This window comes from Hyphomonas sp. (genome assembly GCF_046313735.1).
Lineage (GTDB): Bacteria > Pseudomonadota > Alphaproteobacteria > Caulobacterales > Hyphomonadaceae > Hyphomonas.
In genome coordinates this window covers 1-19,435 of the sequence record NZ_JBKBXW010000005.1, presented here as the reverse complement: position 1 = coordinate 19,435, position 19,435 = coordinate 1, and the positions used below count along the sequence as shown (strand labels likewise).

Annotated in this window: 18 protein-coding genes; 7 read left to right on the top strand and 11 right to left on the bottom strand. The window is 64.1% G+C overall.

Features of this window, described 5'->3' with window-relative positions:
- Positions 1-21: 21 nt before the first annotated feature.
- Genes ACK4SV_RS03815 through ACK4SV_RS03805 form a run of 3 tightly spaced genes read right to left on the bottom strand, consistent with a single transcriptional unit; the run spans position 22 to position 2,814 of the window.
- Entirely contained in the window at positions 22-1,461 is a 1,440-nt protein-coding gene (locus ACK4SV_RS03815) for an NAD(P)H-hydrate dehydratase (protein WP_409916474.1), read from the bottom strand.
- A gap of 7 nt (positions 1,462-1,468) precedes the next feature.
- Positions 1,469-2,008 (bottom strand): histidine phosphatase family protein, encoded by a 540-nt coding sequence (locus ACK4SV_RS03810; RefSeq protein ID WP_409916473.1) that lies wholly within the window; start codon positions 2,006-2,008, stop codon positions 1,469-1,471.
- Complete coding sequence (locus ACK4SV_RS03805) at positions 2,005-2,814, bottom strand: Coq4 family protein (protein WP_409916472.1); 810 nt, start codon at positions 2,812-2,814, stop codon at positions 2,005-2,007. Before ACK4SV_RS03805 ends, ACK4SV_RS03810 begins: the two co-directional genes overlap by 4 nt.
- 248 nt (positions 2,815-3,062) lie before the next feature.
- Here ACK4SV_RS03805 and ACK4SV_RS03800 point away from each other — a divergent pair, with 248 nt between their 5' ends.
- Positions 3,063-3,401, top strand: a complete 339-nt coding sequence (locus tag ACK4SV_RS03800; RefSeq protein ID WP_291044186.1) for a P-II family nitrogen regulator — start codon at positions 3,063-3,065, stop codon at positions 3,399-3,401.
- An 89-nt stretch (positions 3,402-3,490) separates the two neighbouring features.
- Complete coding sequence (gene glnA / locus ACK4SV_RS03795) at positions 3,491-4,894, top strand: type I glutamate--ammonia ligase (RefSeq protein ID WP_409916471.1); 1,404 nt, start codon at positions 3,491-3,493, stop codon at positions 4,892-4,894.
- A 130-nt stretch (positions 4,895-5,024) separates the two neighbouring features.
- Here the strand turns inward: glnA and clpX are convergent, their stop codons facing one another.
- The 4 genes from clpX to ACK4SV_RS03775 form a co-directional block, all read right to left on the bottom strand.
- Positions 5,025-6,287, bottom strand: a complete 1,263-nt coding sequence (gene clpX / locus ACK4SV_RS03790) for an ATP-dependent Clp protease ATP-binding subunit ClpX (RefSeq protein ID WP_409916470.1) — start codon at positions 6,285-6,287, stop codon at positions 5,025-5,027.
- 126 nt (positions 6,288-6,413) lie between these two features.
- Entirely contained in the window at positions 6,414-7,037 is a 624-nt protein-coding gene (locus tag ACK4SV_RS03785; RefSeq protein WP_409916469.1) for an ATP-dependent Clp protease proteolytic subunit, read from the bottom strand.
- A 111-nt stretch (positions 7,038-7,148) separates the two neighbouring features.
- Positions 7,149-8,162 (bottom strand): alpha/beta fold hydrolase, encoded by a 1,014-nt coding sequence (locus ACK4SV_RS03780; RefSeq protein WP_409916468.1) that lies wholly within the window; start codon positions 8,160-8,162, stop codon positions 7,149-7,151.
- Positions 8,147-9,184 carry an alpha/beta fold hydrolase gene (locus ACK4SV_RS03775; RefSeq protein WP_409916467.1) on the bottom strand — a complete coding sequence of 346 codons (1,038 nt, stop codon included), beginning with the start codon at positions 9,182-9,184 and terminating at the stop codon, positions 8,147-8,149. The genes ACK4SV_RS03780 and ACK4SV_RS03775 overlap by 16 nt, the downstream gene beginning before the upstream one ends.
- A gap of 165 nt (positions 9,185-9,349) precedes the next feature.
- On the opposite strand from ACK4SV_RS03775, the gene ACK4SV_RS03770 reads away from it, so the two are divergent.
- The 3 genes from ACK4SV_RS03770 (at position 9,350) to ACK4SV_RS03760 (ending at position 13,263) form a co-directional block, all read left to right on the top strand.
- Entirely contained in the window at positions 9,350-11,089 is a 1,740-nt protein-coding gene (locus tag ACK4SV_RS03770) for a M28 family metallopeptidase (RefSeq protein ID WP_409916466.1), read from the top strand.
- 41 nt (positions 11,090-11,130) lie between these two features.
- Positions 11,131-11,919 carry a 23S rRNA (adenine(2030)-N(6))-methyltransferase RlmJ gene (gene rlmJ, locus ACK4SV_RS03765; protein WP_409916465.1) on the top strand — a complete coding sequence of 263 codons (789 nt, stop codon included), beginning with the start codon at positions 11,131-11,133 and terminating at the stop codon, positions 11,917-11,919.
- Between the two features lie 84 nt (positions 11,920-12,003).
- Positions 12,004-13,263 carry a glycosyltransferase gene (locus tag ACK4SV_RS03760; RefSeq protein WP_409916464.1) on the top strand — a complete coding sequence of 420 codons (1,260 nt, stop codon included), beginning with the start codon at positions 12,004-12,006 and terminating at the stop codon, positions 13,261-13,263.
- A gap of 66 nt (positions 13,264-13,329) precedes the next feature.
- Here the strand turns inward: ACK4SV_RS03760 and ACK4SV_RS03755 are convergent, their stop codons facing one another.
- From ACK4SV_RS03755 to ACK4SV_RS03745, 3 genes are all read right to left on the bottom strand, one after another.
- Positions 13,330-14,484, bottom strand: a complete 1,155-nt coding sequence (locus ACK4SV_RS03755) for an acyl-CoA dehydrogenase family protein (protein ID WP_409916463.1) — start codon at positions 14,482-14,484, stop codon at positions 13,330-13,332.
- A gap of 29 nt (positions 14,485-14,513) precedes the next feature.
- A complete protein-coding gene (locus ACK4SV_RS03750) occupies positions 14,514-15,707 on the bottom strand; it encodes an acyl-CoA dehydrogenase family protein (RefSeq protein ID WP_409916462.1) in 1,194 nt (397 codons plus the stop codon).
- A gap of 135 nt (positions 15,708-15,842) precedes the next feature.
- Complete coding sequence (locus ACK4SV_RS03745) at positions 15,843-16,841, bottom strand: nicotinate-nucleotide--dimethylbenzimidazole phosphoribosyltransferase (protein WP_409916461.1); 999 nt, start codon at positions 16,839-16,841, stop codon at positions 15,843-15,845.
- A 134-nt stretch (positions 16,842-16,975) separates the two neighbouring features.
- On the opposite strand from ACK4SV_RS03745, the gene ACK4SV_RS03740 reads away from it, so the two are divergent.
- Entirely contained in the window at positions 16,976-17,173 is a 198-nt protein-coding gene (locus tag ACK4SV_RS03740) for a DUF1289 domain-containing protein (RefSeq protein ID WP_409916460.1), read from the top strand.
- Positions 17,174-17,182: 9 nt separating this feature from the next.
- Complete coding sequence (locus ACK4SV_RS03735) at positions 17,183-17,731, top strand: TIGR02281 family clan AA aspartic protease (protein ID WP_409916459.1); 549 nt, start codon at positions 17,183-17,185, stop codon at positions 17,729-17,731.
- Here ACK4SV_RS03735 and pyk read toward each other — a convergent pair.
- A complete protein-coding gene (gene pyk, locus ACK4SV_RS03730) occupies positions 17,718-19,142 on the bottom strand; it encodes a pyruvate kinase (RefSeq protein WP_409916458.1) in 1,425 nt (474 codons plus the stop codon). The genes ACK4SV_RS03735 and pyk overlap by 14 nt on opposite strands.
- Positions 19,143-19,435: the final 293 nt, after the last annotated feature.

The following is a 19,435-nucleotide window of genomic DNA, read 5'->3' as shown; positions in this document are numbered from 1 at the left end:
TGCACAGACCCGTCGCGCGGATCAGCGCTCACCATGCAGGGTGCTGAGAATGTCCGGCAGCTCTGCTTCGATGTCCTCTGCGATCAGCCCGGCCCCGACCCGCCGGCCCGCCTCGCCATGCAGCCAGGCGCCGATGGCCGCCGCAAGGACGGTATCGACGCCCTGAGCCATGAAACCCGCGATAATGCCTGCCAGCGCATCGCCTGATCCCGCCGTTGCCAGCCAGCGCGTTGCATGAGTGTTGACGATGGCGCGGCCGTCCGGGTCTGCAATAACCGTGTCAGCGCCCTTCAGCAGGATCACGCAGCCGGCTTTTGCCGCAGCGATGCGGACCGCTTCGACCTTGTTGTCGCTGCTCGCAAGAAGGCCGGGGAACAGCCGCTCGAATTCACCGGTATGCGGTGTCAGAAGGTCGCCGGGCCGAAGCCGGGTGAAAAGGTCATCCGGCGCATCAGCGAAGACTGTCAGCGCGTCGGCATCCAGCAGCACGCGGGCCTCACCGCCGAGCAGCGCGGCAACATTGGCGCGCGTCGCCGGAGTGACGCCGGCGGCAGGACCAATGATCAGGGCGGTCGCCTTGCGCGCCTGGGCAAGGAGCTCTTCCGGGCCCGCGAACGGCGCCAGCATGATGGCGGTCAGTTGCGCGGCATTGACGGCCGCTGCCTCCGGCGGGGTTAGCACCGTCACGAGGCCTGCCCCGGCGCGCAGGCCCGAACGAGCAGCGAGGCGCGCGGCGCCGGTATTCCACGGCCCGCCGCTGACCACCTGCAGGTGGCCGCGCTGATGCTTGTGAACGCCGAAGCCGGGTTGTGGCAGGTGCATGCCCCAAAGGCCGGGGCTGTTCTCGATCAGGCGGGTTTCCACCGGCACGCCGATATCTGCGACCATCACCCCGCCGCAGAACGCAGCTGCTGGCAGCAGCACATGCGCCGGGCGGAGCGCCGCAAATGTGATCGTCCCTTCGGCCCGGAAGCAAGGCCCGAGCGGACGGGCGGTGTAGCCGTCAATGCCCGAGGGCACATCGATCGAGATGACCCGACCGCCCCGCAGCGCAAGCTCAGCGGGCGCGCCCTCAAGCGGCCGGGAGAGGCCCGCCCCGTACAGCGCATCGAGCACGAGGTCTGCCGGCTGCGCGAGCGCGTCTTCCAACCTGCGCACGGGCCCGCCCCAATGGGCTGCGGCCTTTGCCGTATCCCCTTCCAGGGCAGACAAAGGATGAGTGCAGAACACGTCGACCTGCCGCCAGAACCTTGCGAGCTGCGCCGCCGCGATGAAGCCGTCCCCGCCATTGCCGCCTGGGCCGCACAGGACCTGGATACGGCCATCCGGCCAGTGGGTGTGCAGGAATTCAGCCGCCGCTTCGCCCGCGCGTTGCATGAGGGTGAAGCGCGCCGTGCCCGCATGGATCACGGCCTCTTCGGCTGCGATCATTTCTCTGGGAGTGAGGATTGGCCGGCCCATTCCGGGCTCATAGCACGCGAGTTGCCGCTTCGCTTCCGTATTCTGCAACGCGCAAGGATCCGCCCCGCCGCTCAAGCCGCGTGATGGAACAATGCCCGGGCCGGAACACCGTCACCCGATCGTCCCCTTCCAGGAACCCTGCAAGCGCATTGATCGCCACGAAGTGCGAGAACACAGCCGTGCCATCGGGAAGCGCTGCGACCGCCTGCGCCATATCAGAGCGCCATGACTGGAAGCGGGGTCCCGCCTCAGCCCAGGTACCGGCCATCAGCCCGCGCAGCCAGCTGACCCGGTCCCCGGCCCCGGCCGGCGTCTCGATCTCAGAAACCAGCGGCTCAACGCGCGCGGTCAGGGCGCTGCGCAGTTCAAAGGCACCAGCCGTTTCGCGGCAGCGCTGCATCGGGCTCGTCACAGCGAATTGTGCGCCCAGCATGGCAAGGTGCGCTGCAGCCGCCTCGGCCTGTTTCAGGCCGAGCGGGCTGAGGCCCGGATCCGGATGGTCGCCCCATCCCGCCGCCGCCTCACCATGACGGATCAGGAAGATCACGCGGCGACCGGGTCATGCGCCTCGACGGCATCGTTGAGCTGTGTCGTTGCCGTGTAGCCGCTCGCCGTCAGGATTTTCAGCGCATGGTGATAGGCCACGGGCTTTTCGATACCGAGACGGGCACGGGCGGCTTCCAGAGGCTCATGCATCAGGGCGATGATGTCCTGCCGCATGATTTTCTGTGCCTTGGCGCCGTTGCGCTTGCCTTCCCTGAAACAGTCCATGATCCGCGCCTCTTTCGGGGCATGTTTCGCAATCGTCCGGCAGCCCATGAAGGCGATGAACAGCACGCCCGGACCCGGGTTCTGGCTGTAGGTGAACGCGAGCAGCGAAGCCTCGCCAAGCGCATCGCGGTTGTAGCCGGAAAGCACATGAAACAGGTCGTGCGTGTCGCGAAGGCGATTCGCATACCAGAGGTAATCATCGTCGAACTCGCGCGCCTTGGAGCGGAACTTCTCGCTCTCCTCGACCAGCCCCTGCGCAGAGAGACCTTCGCGGCGCATGAACTCGATATAGGCCCTGCCAACGGTGCCCTCGGGCAGCTTCTCGATCCAGGAATGGTCGTCCAGGAGAGGCGGCAGGTATTGGCGCTCCTTGAGCAGCCTCGGGCCTTCGGGGCTTTCAATGAACGTCTTGAAATTCTTCTCGAAAGAGCGCCCGTTCAGGGCCTCGATGATGTGGAAGACCTGTTCGGTATCTTCCTTGTTGGCGATCAGCTTCTGCATGTGCCGCCAGGCTTTAAGCGGTTGCACACGAACCGGGCGGCGGCCGGGATGAATGTAAACCTCGGCAGTGGCTTGGCTCATCGGATCAATACTCCATGTCATTCCTGATATGTGTTATCACACAGAAGCGTTTACCGAAAGTGACGCTGGCGTCATTTTCTTGAAAAATTGCCCCCAAACTCGAGCGCCCTGAATCTGCGCAAGCCTGCCCAAGGATTAACCACTCTCTCGCAGGCTGTCCGATTGCGCCTCCCGCCCTATCGCCTCAGGCCATAACTGCTCCTAGGCACGGATGAACTCTAAACCCGGCGGCTGGGGAGAACCAGGCAATGAAAAAAATCGAAGCAATCATCAAACCGTTCAAGCTCGACGATGTTAAGGAAGCGCTGCAGGAAATCGGCCTGCAGGGCATGACCGTCATCGAGGCAAAAGGCTTCGGCCGCCAGCGCGGTCATACGGAACTTTATCGCGGCGCCGAATATGTCGTGGACTTCCTGCCCAAGCTCAAAATAGAAGTCGTGCTGGCGGACAGCGCCGTGGAAGGCGCCGTGGAAGCGATCAAGAAGGCAGCACACACCGACAAGATCGGCGACGGCAAGATCTTTGTGTCCGACGTGATCGATGCCGTTCGTATCCGCACCGGCGAGACCGGCGACGCAGCCCTGTAGACTACCAGACACTCCGTCAATCGGGCCGGCCCTGACCAACAGGACCGGCCCGCCTGAACCGAAGAACGCTCACCAGAAGGCAAGAAAATATGGCAGACTCACTCTATAAGATCATGAAGGATCAGGACGTCCAGTATGTGGACCTGCGCTTTACCGACCCGCGCGGAAAGATGCAGCACGTCTCCTTCCACAAGGACATGGTGGACGAGAGCTTCTTCGAGGACGGACAGATGTTCGACGGCTCCTCGATCTCCGGCTGGAAGGCGATCAACGAGTCCGACATGCTGCTGAAGCCGGATGCGGACAACGCATTCATCGACCCCTTCTTCCAGCAGACGACACTGGTTGTGTTCTGCGACGTGCTCGACCCGGTCTCCGGCCAAGCCTACAACCGCGATCCGCGTACGACCGCGAAGAAGGCCGAGGCCTACCTGCAGGCCTCCGGTGTGGGCGACACCGCCTTCTTCGGCCCGGAAGCCGAATTCTTCATCTTTGACGATGTCCGCTGGTCCACCGATCCGCACAACACCGGCTACAGCTTCGACTCGACCGAACTTCCGGCAAATACCGGCAAGGAATACCCGATGGGCAATCTCGGCCACCGGCCGGGCCCGAAGGGCGGTTACTTCCCCGTCCCGCCGATCGATTCCGAGCAGGACATGCGCGCAGAAATGCTCACCATCATGGGCGAAATCGGTCTTGCTCCCGAAAAGCACCACCACGAAGTGGCCCCGGCCCAGCATGAGCTTGGCCTGAAATTCTCGACGCTGACGACGATGGCTGACCGGATGCAGCTCTACAAGTACGTGATCCACAATGTGGCCGCGTCCTATGGCAAGACCGCCACCTTTATGCCGAAGCCTATGTACAAGGACAATGGCTCGGGGATGCACGTTCACCAGTCGATCTGGAAAGGCGGCAAGCCGCTCTTCGCCGGCGACAAATATGCCGACCTCTCCGAGATGTGCCTCTACTATATCGGCGGCATCATCAAGCACGCCCGCGCCCTGAACGCGATCACCAACCCGTCGACGAACTCCTACAAGCGTCTCGTGCCGGGTTATGAAGCGCCGGTCATGCTGGCTTACTCGTCGCGCAACCGCTCGGCCTCGATCCGCATTCCGTTCGGATCGAACCCGAAAGCCAAGCGCATCGAGACCCGCTTCCCCGATCCGATGGCGAACCCCTACCTCGCCTTCGCTGCGCTGCTGATGGCCGGCCTCGACGGCATCGAGAACAAGATCCATCCGGGCGACGCGATGGACAAGGACCTCTACGACCTGCCGCCGGCCGAAGCCAAGGCGATCCCGCAAGTCTGCGGCTCGCTGCGCGAAGCCCTGGCAGCGCTCGACGCCGACCGCGCCTTCCTCAAGAAAGGCGGCGTGTTCGATGACGACCAGATCGACGCATACATCGACCTGAAGATGGAAGAGAACATGAAGTACGAACTCCATCCGCACCCGGTCGAGTTCGACATGTACTACAAGATGTAAGGCACGAGGGGCGCCTTGCACCTTGGACTGAGAGGCCGGCATCTTTGGATGCCGGCCTTTATATTGGATCGGCGGCACGAAAAAACCCCGGCATCGCTGCCGGGGTTTGGAATTCTGTGACAAGGGGCAATCACCCCGCTTCGGTCTGCGTCTTGTTGGTGTGCACATAGAGCGGCTCGGCATTGCCTTCGACCACTTCGGCATTGATGACGACTTCTTCGACACCCCGGAGGTTGGGCAACTCGAACATCGTATCCAGCAGGATCGCTTCCATGATCGAGCGCAGGCCCCGTGCGCCGGTCTTGCGGCCGATGGCCTTGCGGGCCACAGCTGTGAGCGCTTCCGGCGTGAAGGTCAGCTGGATGCTCTCCATGTCGAACAGCTTTTGGTACTGTTTCAGGAGCGCGTTCTTCGGCTGGGTCAGGATCTGGATGAGAGCTTTCTCATCAAGGTCTTCAAGCGTCGCGATGACCGGCAGGCGGCCGATGAATTCCGGTATCAGGCCGAACTTCTGAAGGTCCTCCGGCTCGACATCACGCAGCGTCGCGCCGACACCGCGCTCTTCGCCGCTCTTGATCGTTGCGCCGAAGCCGATCGAGGCACTCTCGCCGCGCGCGGCAATGATCTTCTCCAGGCCCGCAAACGCGCCGCCACAGATAAAGAGGATGTTGGTCGTATCGACCTGCAGGAATTCCTGCTGCGGATGCTTGCGCCCGCCCTGCGGCGGAACCGCGGCGACCGTGCCTTCCATGATCTTCAGGAGCGCCTGCTGCACACCCTCGCCCGACACGTCGCGCGTGATGGAGGGGTTATCAGACTTGCGGGAAATCTTGTCGATCTCGTCGATATAGACGATGCCGCGCTGTGCGCGCTCGACGTTGTAGTCCGCCGCCTGGAGCAGTTTCAGGACGATGTTCTCGACATCCTCGCCGACATAGCCGGCTTCGGTGAGCGTCGTGGCGTCCGCCATGGTGAACGGCACATCAAGGATGCGCGCCAGTGTCTGGGCCAGAAGGGTCTTGCCGCAGCCCGTGGGGCCGACGAGCAGAATGTTCGATTTCGAGAGTTCGACCCCATCGGCTTTCCCGGCATGGGACAGCCGCTTGTAATGGTTGTGGACGGCCACCGACAGGATGCGCTTCGCATAGCGCTGGCCGATGACATAATCGTCGAGCACATCACAGATTTCCTGCGGTGTCGGAACGCCGTCACGCGACTTGATCGCGGAGGTCTTGTTCTCCTCGCGGATGATGTCCATGCAGAGCTCGACGCATTCATCGCAGATGAACACAGTCGGGCCCGCAATCAGCTTTTTGACCTCATGCTGGCTCTTCCCGCAGAAAGAACAATACAGCGTGTTCTTGGAGTCGCCGGAGCCGGTTTGCTTGGTCATGCCGTCCTCATTGCCGCATAAGGCTTAACATGGGCTTTAGGGCCCAGCCGGATACGGTCCTTTCCTAGACAATATAGCCGTTCGCCCGACCTGCAAGGGCCGGGCCGCACCTTGAAACAAGAGGTGTTATTTCTCGTCTTCAGCTGCGCGGCGCTCATAAACCTTGTCAACGATCCCAAATTCCATGGCCTGCTCGGCCGTCAGGAAGGTGTCGCGGTCCAGCGTCCGCTCGATAACTTCATAGGGCTGGCCTGTATGCCGGACATAAATGTTGTTGAGCCGGCGCTTCAGCTCGATGATTTCCTCGGCATGGCGCTCTATGTCCGTCGCCACGCCCGAATAGCCGCCCGAGGGCTGGTGCAGCATCACGCGCGCATTCGGCAGCGCGATCCGCATGCCCTTTTCCCCTGCGGCAAGCAGGAGCGAGCCCATCGAGGCGGCCTGGCCGATACACACGGTTGAGATCGGGCAGCGCACATACTGCATCGTGTCATAGATCGCGAGGCCGGACGAGACATAGCCGCCGGGGCTGTTGATATACATGGCGATTTCGCGCTTCGGGTTCTCGGATTCGAGGAACAGGAGCTGCGAGGTGATCAGCGCTGCCACACCGTCATCAATGCCGCCCGTCACGAAAATGATGCGCTCCTTCAGGAGGCGCGAGAAGATGTCGAACGCGCGCTCGCCGCGGCTCGTCTGTTCGACGACCATCGGCACAAGGTTGAGCGCGGTTTCCTGGAAATGTGACATAAGGCAGGCCTTTGAAATTCAGGGCTGAATCGCCGTCTGCAGGATTGGCAGATGGCTGTATATTTGTCCATGCGCGCAGGCTCGCAAGGTGGCCGCTGCTGTGGAAATGCCTCAGCGCAGCGGCCATGGCCCGAGCCCGCTCGGCAGGCCCCCGTCCGGATCATCCATGAAGGCCGAATAATCCGCGATCACGCGGCCGCGTTGCAGGTCGCTGAGCAGGACGTGGTAGCCCTCCGGATAGAACACCGTGCGGACGTGTGCCGGGAAGACGCGCCCGGTGCGCTGCGGGCCGGCCGGCGGGATCACCTCGTCCCGCGCGCCATAGGAGGCGAGCACGGGCACGCCTGCCGGCAAGGCACCGGCCACACGGTGCGCATTTTCCATCAGCGTCACGACCCCGTGGAGCTGATCCACCCGGTTGACGCGGGTATGCAGCGGGTCCGCCTCCTGCAGGGCGAGGAAGGCGTCATTGTCCGTCATTTTCGGTGCGGCAAAGCCCGGCGTCTGCACGATCCAGCCGGGGTTGAGCCGGGTCGCAGTTCTCAGGGCGCCGGCATAGGCCGGGTTCATCACGCCCCAGCCGCGCAGGCCCGGCCCCGACAGGATCAGCCGGTCAGCATCAGGTGGATCATCCGAAGCAAACGCCGTGATCGCCACTGCAGAGCCCATCGAAATGGCAACGACCGTCAGGGGCAGACCTGGATGGCGCTCCCGGGCGAGGCGGACCGCTGTGTGCAGGTCGGCGCGCATCAGGTCCTCCTCCGGCCAGTAGCCGCGCCCGGGCGAGCGGCCGAAGCCGCGCTGGTCATAGGCGTAGACGATCCGCCCTTCACCCGCCCAGACCGGCGCCGCAAGGCGGAACTCGCCGGCATAATTGTTCATGCCATGGATGCCGACGATGACATGGCGCACGGGGGTGCCAGCCTCGGGCGCCCAGACGGTCAGGCCCAGACTTGCGCCATCATCGGCGATCATCACCTCGTCTGCATCCAGAAATGCGGGCGTCGGCCTCTCCGCAGGATCGAAGGGCACCGAGCCCTGACGCACAGGTGTGGCACAGGCCGCCAGGATCGCAAGCGCTGCCAATGCGCCGTGTAACGCCCAGCCCCTCAGCGAAACGGCCATTCGCCGAGCCCGCTCGGCATTGGCGCAGATGGATCCTTCATGAAGGCGAGATAGTCGGCATGGACGGTCTCGGCCTGCAGGTCACGCAGCAGCATGTGATAGCCGTTGGGATAGTAGACGGTGCGCACATGTTCCGGCAGCACCCGGGCTGTGCGCCGCGCGCCGGCTTCAGGCACCACAATGTCGCGCGCGCCATAGCCGGCGAGCACCGGCAGGGAGGCCGGCAGAGCCGGCGCAGCCCGGTGCGCATTCTCCATCAGTGTGACCAGCCCGTACACCTGGTCGATGCGCGTGCGATAGGTCATGTGCGGGTCAGACCAGGTCCGGCGCAGCATGGCGTTGTTGTCCGACGGCTCGATCTTCACGATGCCGGGCGGCGGCACGACCAGCCAGCCCGGATTGCTGTAGGCGGACGCAAACAGACTGACCCGGTAGAGCGGGTTGATCGCCCCCCAGCCGCGTAGGGCCGGTCCGGACAGGATCAGCCGGTCGGCGTCCGGCGGATTGTCAGACCCGAACGCCGTCATCGCGACCGCCGCGCCCATGGAGATGCCGACGACGGTGATCACAGCGTCGGGATGATGCGCGCGAGCGGCGGCCACTGCCGTGCGCAGGTCTTCGCGCAGCAACTCCTCTTCCGGCCAGATGCCCTTGTTGGGCGAGCGGCCGAACCCGCGCTGGTCATAGGCATAGGTCGTCACCCTGTGCCGGGCCCAATAGGGGGCCGCCATGTGGAAGGCATTGGCATAGTCGCTCATACCGTGCACGCCGACGACCACATATTCCGGTTCCTCGACGCCTTCGGCGGGCCAGACCGTCAGGCCGAGCCGGGCGCCATCCTGCGCGATGAACACTTTCTGTTCGGGCCGGAAACCCGGCTGGACCGGTGCATTTATCTGCAGGGCGCCTTGCGTGACTGGGGTCGCGCAGGCCGCAACGGGCACGGCCGCAAGCGCTGCCGCCGCCATCATAAGGCGCAGGCCGGAGTTTTCGATCATCGACATCAATCGGCGGAGGAACATGGATGTAGCCTTGCTGCTGGTCGGTTACCTTCCATGAAATAGGGCCGAACGCACCTGAACGAAAGCTTAGCGCCTGCCACGGGTCATGCCGGCTTGCTTGCCGAGCAGGCAGCACCGTGCGAGACCCCGTTCATGACAAAATCTCCACACGGAGCCAGACCTTCGATGAAACATCTTGCCTTACCAGCCGCCCTGGCCGGCCTGCTGCTGGCCGCCTGCGGCGGCGATGCCCCGCCCGCCCCTGCCGCAACAACTGCTGACACGCCCCCGGCCGAAAGCCTGCTGCTGCCCCTGCCGGACGCGACCGTCCCCGAAATCCGGGCCGCAGACCTCGCCATCCGCATCAAGACGCTTGCCGATGATGCTTTTGAGGGCCGCGGCCCTGGCACCCCGGCTGGCGAAGCGTCCGCAGACTGGATCGCCGCAGAGATGGCACGCATCGGCCTGAAACCCGGCGGACCGGGCGGCAGCTGGTTCCAGCCGGTGAAGATGGTGAACCAGACGATCGACGAATCCGCTTCCAGCCTGATCGTCACCTGGCCGGATGGCGAGGACCTCTCTCTCGGGCTCTCGCAGGACACCGTAATCTGGACCAAGCACCAGCACACCGACCACATCGCCTTTGATCCCGCAGAGGTGATCTTCGTCGGCTATGGCGCCGTCGCCCCGGAGTATGGCTGGGACGACTATCTCGGCGCAGAAATGGACTACACGGGCAAGACGGTCATCATGCTCGTCAACGATCCGGGCTTCGCGACCCGCGATCCGGAGCTCTTCAACGGCCGCGCGATGACCTATTATGGCCGCTGGACCTACAAGTTCGAGGAAGCCGCCCGCCAGGGCGCAACCGCCGCGCTCGTCATCCATGAGACCGAGCCTGCCTCCTATGGCTGGGATGTTGTGGCCGGCTCCTGGAGCGGCGCGCAGTCCGATCTCGTCCGCCCCGATGGCGGCGCCAGCCGCGCCATGCTGGAAGGCTGGATCACACGGGACATGGCCGTGCAGATGTTCCAGCGCGCCGGCCTCGATTTCGACGCGGTGAAGCAGTCAGCGAGCCAGCGCAGCTTCCGCCCTGTGCCGCTGACCGGCGTCAGTGTGCGCGGGGAGATTCACCAGACGATCGAGCAGCTTGAAAGCCGCAATGTTATCGGCGTCGTGGAAGGCACTGTGACGCCGGACGAATATATCCTCTACATGGCGCACTGGGACCATCTGGGCATGAAAACCGGCGCGCCGGGCGAGGATTTCTACGAAGACCAGATCTTCAATGGCGCGGTCGACAACGCGACGGGTACGGCCGCCATCCTTGAAATCGCCGAAGCTGTTGTCGCTGACCCAATGCAGCGCTCAGTCATGTTCGTTGCCGTGACACTCGAAGAATCGGGTCTTCTCGGCTCGGCTTACTTCGCCGAGAACCCCACTGTTCCGCTGAACCGCATCGTCGCGGGCATGAACATCGACGGGGTGCTGCCCATCGGCCGGACGCGCGACATGATCGTGATCGGCTATGGCGCTTCGGAGCTTGAGGACATCCTCAAATCGGTACTCGCCGAAAGCGGCCGAGTCGTCTCGCCGGATGCCCGGCCCGAGGCAGGTTTCTTCTATCGCTCGGACCATATCTCGCTCGCGAAAGTCGGTGTGCCGATGCTGTACGCTGATGGCGGCGAAGATGCGCTCGAAGGCGGCGTCGCCGCTGGCCGGGCAGCTGCGGCTGTCTATACAATCGAGCGCTACCACAAGCCGATGGACGAATATTCCGACAGCTGGGACCTTTCCGGCATGGAGGAAGACATGGGTGTGCTGCTCGAAGTCGGCCGCCGGATCGGGAATTCGTCTGACTGGCCGACCTGGTATCCCGGCAACGAATTTGAAGCTATCCGCCAGGAAAGCCTCGCCGGGAACTGATCCCGGCAGGCGACCGGCCTGATCCCTTCGGAGGCCCGCACATGCTTTCCTACCAGCACGGCTTTCATGCCGGCAACCGCGCCGATGTGCTGAAGCACGCCGTGCTCGATGTGCTGCTGCGCGCCGCTGCCGCCCAGCCGGGACCGGTCCTTTATGTCGAGACCCATTCCGGCCGGGGGCGCTATGACCTGATGGGAGAGCAGGCACGCAAGGGCGCCGAATCCGACGCCGGTGTCCTCGCCCTGATGGACGGCCCGGCCCCCCCGCCACTGGCCGACTGGCTGGCGCTGATCCGCGCACGCGGCAAGCATGACTATCCGGGCTCGCCCTCACTGGCAGCCGCGCGCCTGCCTGCGAGCGCCCGGATGGTGCTGTTTGAGCGCCACCCGCAGGAATTCGCCGCCCTGTCGAAATCCATGGCGGGCGATGACCGGATCCAGCTGCGCGAGGCGGACGGCTATTCCGGCGCCCTGAAGCTCGCCCCCCGCGGCGGCGAGCGGATCATCGTCCTCGTCGATCCGAGCTATGAGACCCGCAGGGATATCGAGGCCCTCGCCCTGTGGACACCTAAAGCCCTGAAACGCTGGCCCAAGGTTCAGCTGATCTTGTGGCTGCCGCTGTTCCGCGACGGGCGGGAGACAGAGTTCGGCGAATACCTTGCCACGCTCGGCAATCCCATCATCGCCGGCGCGCGCTGGCCCGTGAAGCCGGACGAGCGCAGCTCGCTCGAAGGCTCGGCCATGGTCGCCTTCGGCGCGCCGGAAGCGGCCCGCGCGCCCTGTGAGGCGATTGCCGCGACGCTGGAAAAGCTCTGGTCAAAGGCGGGCTGACCCGGCATCCATTCGCGCGTCAGGGGAAAATCGGATGGCCGGGGACTTGCATGACCGCCGCAACGCCAGCTTCCAGACCGGACCATGACTGATACCACCCGCCCCACCGACATGCCGCGCCCGGTGATGGACATTCTTGTCCAGCGCCAGCTCGACAACATGGCCACCGGCAATTGCGCCTATCTGGAAACCTTTCTGCGGATGGTGACGGCCGCCGGCATGGATGTGCGCCTTGTCTTTGCGCCGTTCCAGTCTTTCGGCAACCGGCCCTGGGCCGAGATCCATCCCCGCCTTGAAGCGCTGGTGAGGGAGATTGAATGGCCCGCTTCGGTGCGGATCGGAAAGCGGTACTGGTCTGTCTCGCCTCGCGTGTGGATGCGATTTGCCCTCCGTATCCTGAAGGAAGTCTGGCGGCGCGCTGGCGGAAAGCTGACGATTGCGAGCTATCTCGGCCGCGAGATTGCGCCCGGCGAAGCCCGCAGGCTCGCCGCCCTCTGCGACCGGCGCCCGGCGGACATCACGCTCGCCGAATACAGCTCGATGGGCCCGGCGCTGAAACTGATGCGGGCACGGACGATCCATGCCTGCCTCATGCATGACCTCTTGTCCGACCGCGCCGCCCGCTTCCGCGCCGGTGGCCAGCTCATCGATTTCGACGAGACGAGCCTTGAGACAGAACTCGGCTGGCTATCGTCCTGCGAGCTCATCTTCTTCGCTTCGGTCAACGAACTTGAAACCCTGCGACCTCACCTGCCAGCTGCCCGCATGGCCTGGGTCGCGCCGGACGCGCCGGAGTATGGCCCCATCGAAGACAGCCCGGCGCCGCGCGTCGTCTTCATCGGCACGGTCCATGGCGGCAATACCGAGGCGCTGAACCATTTCCTTGATGACGTCTGGCCGGGCATCGCGGCTGAAGAACCCGGCCTCGAGCTTCACATTGCTGGCTCCATTGGCAAGACACTGACGCCGCAACGCGCGGGCCTGCCGGGCGTGAAGGTCCTCGGCCGTGTCGAGCACCTCGAAAGCCTTGGCGGAGCGAACGCCATCGGCATCGCGCCCACGCGGTTTGCCACCGGCGTCTCGATCAAGGTCGCCGAATACCTCCTGCTCGGCATGCCCTGTGCCGCCTATCCGCTGGCGCTGGAAGGTTTCGGCCCGGTGCTCGACGATCTCGTCGTGGTGGCGGACGGGCCAGACGCACTGAAAGCCGAAATCCTCGCCCTCGCCCGCGATCCCGCACGGCGCGCGGCGCTCTCCGCCAAGGCCAAGGCCGAAGCCCGGTCCCGCCTCTCTCATGCCGAGCCGATCCGCGCGATCCACGAGATGCTCAGCGGACGGAAATAAGAAAGCGCACCGCCCTTTCAGGCGATGCGCTGTTTTCAACTGAATATCAGCCCCTGGTTTGTGAGCTCACTCAGCCGCGACCGGAAGGTCCGCCGCCGAAAGCTCCGTATACCGCTTCAGATGATGATCAACATTGCCGAACTCGGAATCGATCATTGTCAGGCGCTTGAAATAGTGGCCGATGGCCAGCTCGTCCGTCATCCCCATGCCGCCATGGATCTGGATGGCGCTCTGGCCGATGAAACGGCCGCCCTGACCGATGCGCACCTTGGCCGCTGAAGCCGCCTTCTTGCGGGTGACTTCATCCTCGCCAAGTTTCAGCGTCGCCATATAGGTCATCGAAACGGATTGCTCGGCCTCAATGAACATGTCGGCCATCCGGTGCTGCAGCACCTGGAACTTGCCGATGGGCGTGCCGAACTGTTTGCGCGTCTTGGAGTAATCCACCGTCTGGGCGTTGGCGACCTTCATGGCGCCGCAGGCCTCTGCGCAGAGCGCCGCGATAGCTTCATCCGTGACCCGTTCGACCAGGCCAAGGCTGTCCGACGGATCGCCGATGGCGGCTTCTGCACCAACCACCACACCGTCGAAATAGACCTCAGAAGCACGCCGTCCGTCCACGGTCGGATAGTCGCGCGTGGTGACGCCTTTGGCATCCTTCGGTACGATGAACACGCCGACGCCTTTCGCGTCGCGGCGGGCGCCGGAAGTCCGTGCCGTGACAATCAGATGGCTCGCCCAGGGCGCGCCTACAACGACTGCCTTGTGGCCGCTTATCTTCCAGCCGGCACCGTCTTTCGTGGCGGTCGTCTCGAGGTCTGCGAGATTGTAGCGGCCCTTGGGCTCGGCATAGGCGAAAGCAAAGACGCGTTCGCCGGAAATGATCGCGGCGAGATGGTCTTCCTTCTGCGCCGTGCTGCCGGCTTTCAGGAAGCCGCCGCCGAGGACAACCGTCTGCAGGAACGGCTCGACCACGAGGCCCTTGCCGAATTCCTCCATCACGACCATCGCATCAATAGGGCCGCCGCCGAGGCCGCCATCTTCTTCGCTGAACGGCGCGGCCAGAAGGCCAAGCTCGGCGAACTGCGCCCACATTTCGGGGCGCCAGCCCTCTTTAGAGGCGACGACCTTGCGGCGCGTGTCGAAATCATACTGGTCCTTGATCAGCCTCGCGAGGCTGTCGCGGATCATCGTCTGTTCTTCGGTGAAATTGAAATCCATGGGTAGTTACTCCTCCCTGCCCCGTCGCCTCAGAGGCCCAGGATCATTTTGCTGATGATGTTGCGCTGGATCTCGTTCGATCCGCCATAGATCGAGGTCTTGCGCATGTTGAAATAGGCGTCCGCGACATGGTTCGAATAGTCGGGGCCGACGCCGAATTCGTTGGATCCGTTCGGGGTCATCCCGCGCGCATAGGGCGCGCCGTAATTGCCGACGGCTTCGAGCGTCAGTTCGGTCAGACGTTGCTGGATTTCGGTGCCCTTGATCTTGAGGATCGAGCTTTCCGGGCCCGGGCCATGGCCCGCGGCTTCGGAGGCAAGGGTGCGCAGTTCTGTGAACTCCAGCGCCGTCAGGTCGATCTCCAGCTGGCTGATCTTGCGGGCAAAATCATCGGTCCGGATCAGCGGCGTGCCATCAAGCGTTTCCTGCGACGCGATGGAGCGCAGACGCTCGATCCCGCGCTTTGAACGGGCGACGCCGGCGATGCCGGAGCGCTCATGCGCCAGCAGGAATTTCGCATAGGTCCAGCCCTCATTTTCCTTGCCGACGAGGTTCTCGACCGGCACGCGAACATCCGTAAGCCAGGTCTCGTTCACTTCATGCGTGCCGTCGATCAGCTTGATCGGGCGCACTTCGATACCGGGCGTCTTCATGTCGACGAGGATGAAGGAGATGCCTTCCTGCGCCTTGGCCGAGGGATCGGTGCGGCAGAGGAAGAAACCCCAGTCTGCATGCTGGGCCAGCGTCGTCCAGGTCTTCTGGCCATTGATCACGTAATGGTCGCCGTCGCGAACGGCGGTCGTCTTCAGGCTGGCGAGGTCAGAACCGGCGCCGGGCTCCGAATAGCCTTGCGCCCACCATACATCGCCCGCGAGGATGCCAGGCAGGTGCTTCGCCTTCTGCTCTTCATTGCCGAAGGTGTAGATCACCGGGCCAACCATCGAGATGCCGAAGGGCAGCGGCATAAGCGCGTCGACGCGGGCATTCTCTTCTGACCAGATATAGCGCTGGGTGGAGGTCCAGCCCGTGCCGCCATACTTCTTTGGCCAGGCCGGGGCAGACCAGCCTTTCTTGCCGAGGATCTTGTGCCAGGCGAGGAATTGCTCGCGCGTCAGGTCCTCCCGGTTGCCGAGGCCGACCAGCTCCTTCGGATAGTTTTCGCGGATGAAGGCGCGGACTTCCTCGCGGAAGGCGATCTCTTCGGGGGAGAATTCGAGGTTCATGGACGTTCGCTCCTGCAGGTTGCCGGTTATGGCCCGGCCATTCGTTTCTGTATGTCAGCCATTCCGCTTTGCTGGCAAGGTGACGCGAACGTCAACGTAAACAATGACGCACGTTCCTTTGGGGAAAGGACCGCTTCAGCCGGCCGGCTTGGCGATGAAGGGGGCGCAGGCGGTCTTCAGCAGGCCAATCGCCGTTGCCGAGCCGAGCCCGCTGCCGGTCTGGAACTCCAGCTGGACGAGCGGCTTGAGGCCAATCCGCTCCAGCGCGGCCTCATGCGCCGGGCGCTGGGTGATGTGGGAGGCGAGGCAATGGCTGACCGCGCCGGGTGCAATCGCATGAACAACGCCAGCCGCGATTGTCGTCGCAAAACCGTCCAGCAGCACCGGAATACCCTGATGGCGCGCGGCGATGATGGCCCCGACGCTTGCGGCGAGCTCCCGGCCGCCGAGGCAACGCAGCGCTTCCAGCGGGTCGGACAGGTGGCCCCTATGCACTTTCAGCGCGGCGCTGACCAGTTCCACCCGGCGTTTGGAGAGCGTCGGCGGCGTCTGCGCGCTCGGACGCACCCAGTATTCCGGCGAGCCACCATAGAGCGCGCACGCAACGGCAGCCGCCACAGTGCCGACGCCGGCCCCGGAAACTGCGATCGCCAGCAGGTCCGGATTGTCTTCTACAGCCTCGAAACCAAAGGCGATGGTCGCGGCGCATTCCCGCTCGCTCATCGCCGCCGTCTCGGCGATGTTCGGGGTTGGCGCTTCGAGGGCCAGTTCAAAGACCCTGACATTGGCGCCGACCTGAGCTGAAATCGCTGAAAGCGGCGCACGCCCCTGCTTCAGCGCTTCGATATGCGCGCGGGTATCCGCATCACTCGACAGTGACACGCCCTGCCCGACCAGCCCGTGGGCGCCCGCGAAGACGGCCAGCGTCGGCTTCTCTATCCGCGGCGGAAAGCGCCGCTGCCAGCCGGCAAGCCACTCTGCTGCCTCACCGAGGCGCCCGAAATCGCCCTCCCGGCCCATGCCGAGCAGCGCTTCATGCACCGCGCGCGATGCGTCTGCATCCGGCGAAGCAGGCTTCAGGACAAGGTCGCGCACATCGTCCAGCGGCGAGGGGCTGCGGGCTGTCTCGTTCAAGCGCTTGTCTCCTGCACGCGCACACAGGCGCATTTACCATTGGGTTTTAACATAACGGTGCTTCGGCAAGGAATTATTTCATCCTTGACTGTAGACTTGCCCCTCTGCCCGCCGCCGTTATTGCTGATCGTATAATGAACGTGACCGACTCGATAAAGAGCCCGTGTATCAAGGTGTGTGCCGTCGATGGGGAGACGGGCTATTGCCTTGGCTGTGGACGGACCCTGCCCGAGATCGGGCAGTGGACCCGTCTGACGCCCGAGGGGCGGGATGAGGTCATCGACCGGCTGCCGGAGCGGATCAGCCAACTTGTTGCACTCGGAAAGCGGTAAGGTGACCCCATGAGCGCCGGAAAACTCCTCGCCCTGATACTGACCGCCGTGTCGATTGCCCTCGTCATCATGCTCTATGTGGCGCCCCAGCTGCGCGAGGCGGAGTATCAGCAAGCGCTCCGTAACCAGCAACTCGAGCGTGAGCGGACCGTCAATCTCGCGGCCTCCGGCGAGGCGCCCGGCAGTGGCTCGCGGATCGCCTTCATCGAGCGCGAACCCGATGGACATTACTGGACGCGCGCCGATGTGCAGGGCACGGAAGTCAAATTCATGATCGATACCGGGGCGAGCATCGTCGCCCTCACCTTCCGGGATGCCCAGCGGCTCGGCCTCAAACCTGAAGACATGGTCTATGATTCCGAGATCCGGACGGCCGGCGGCATTACTTATGGCGCGCCGCTGACCCTGCGCAGCATCCGGGTCGGCCGGGTGCAGGTCGAGAACGTCGCGGCGGTTGTCCTTCGCTCCAATCTCGACCAGTCGCTTCTTGGCATGAGCTTCCTGGGGGAGCTCAACTCCTATGAGTTCCGCCGGGGCCAGCTGATCATACGCCAGTAATCGGCTTGCCATCGAGGCCCTTGCCCACGCCAATCTCCCAGGCAAAGCGCGCGTCATCGCCCGCCCAGCGGGCATAGGCGACCCGCCCGTCGAGCCCCGCCGCCTTCATCAGGTCCCTGTACCAGTTCTCCACCCCGGCATTCAGCCGCTGCGGATGCACGCCCCAGAGCAGGCACGCCTGGCGCAGGCGCTGGTCATCCAGCGACCCATAGAGAATCGGCACCGGCCCGCGCACCCGCGCAAACCGGGCAAGCCGCTCGAACGCCCCCGTCCGCAAGGCAAGTGCGACCGCGCCTTCTGCTTCGGCCATCGACTGCGCTGTTTCGGCGACCACATCAATGGCGCCGATCGGCTGCTGGTCGCCGGCGAAGTGCGCAACCGACGCGCGGTAGTCCTCGGCTGCCTCTGCGGCCCGGATAATCCGCGCCATGATCGCCACTGCCGTCGCCGGATGGCGTCCCACGGCGGTCTCTGCAGACAGCATCACGGCGTCTGCGCCCTGATAGATCGCCGAAGCGACATCAGAGGCTTCCGCGCGTGTCGGCGCGGAATTCTCGATCATGGACTCCAGCATCTGGGTCGCCACGATCACCGGCCGGCCACGAGCCCGGGCCGAGCGGATGATTTGCCGCTGGATGACAGGAACCTCCTCAGGCGCAAACTCGACCCCGAGGTCGCCGCGCGCGACCATGACCGCATCCGCCGCATCGACAATCTGATCCAGATTTGTGATCGCCGCGGGCTTTTCGAGTTTCGCCACCAGCGGCGCGCGCCCGGCGATGATCTCCTTGACTTCGTTGATGTCCTCCACCGTCTGGACGAAGGAGAGCGCGACAATATCCACGCCGATCTCGAGCGCGAAGAGGAGGTCAGCCCGGTCTTTCTCCGTCAGCGCGCGCACCGGCAAGGCCTTGCCGCGCACCGTAAAGCCTTTCTTGTCGCCCAACTTGCCCGGCACATCGGCGCGTACGCGTGGCTCTGGCCCGCCGTTGAGCACCGTGAAGATCAGCTTGCCGTCATCGGCGAGGATCGTATCGCCCTCTTCCAGGATCGCCACGATCTCTGCATGCGGCACAGGGATCGTGTCGTCATCCGGCGCGGTCTCGCCAGCAACGATGCGGTATTCCTTCCGGAAGCCAAGGCGCATCGAACCGCCCTCAAACTTGCCGACGCGCACTTTTGGGCCCTGCAGGTCGGCCAGTGTCGCGAGCGGCCAGCCGACGGCCACCTCTGCCGCGCGCACAGCCTCCAGCGCCTCCCTGTGGGCGGCATGTTCCCCATGGCTGAAATTCAGCCGGAAGACATCGACACCGGCCTGCGCCAGCGCGCGCACTTCCTTGGGGGAGCGGCTGCCCGGCCCGAGCGTGGCGACGATCTTGGCGTTCTCGCCGCGAAGACGGGTGGTGGACATGGTATGCTCCCCGGAATGACCAGTCGTAATGACAAGGATGTCACAGGCCCGACTTATAGCGACTCGGCGCCTTGCTGCCAGTTATTCCAGCACGAGAATTCCCATATCGCCAGCCTGTCCGAGCCCGCCCGGCGTGCACCATACTGCACAGGTCAGGCGACCGCCTCGGCCACCGCGAACGGATCATAGGAGAGGATCGGCGCCAGCCAGCGCTCTGCCGTGCGAAGGTCCCAGCCCTTGCGCGCGGCATAATCCTCCACCTGGTCCCGCCCGATGCGGCCGACGGCGAAATA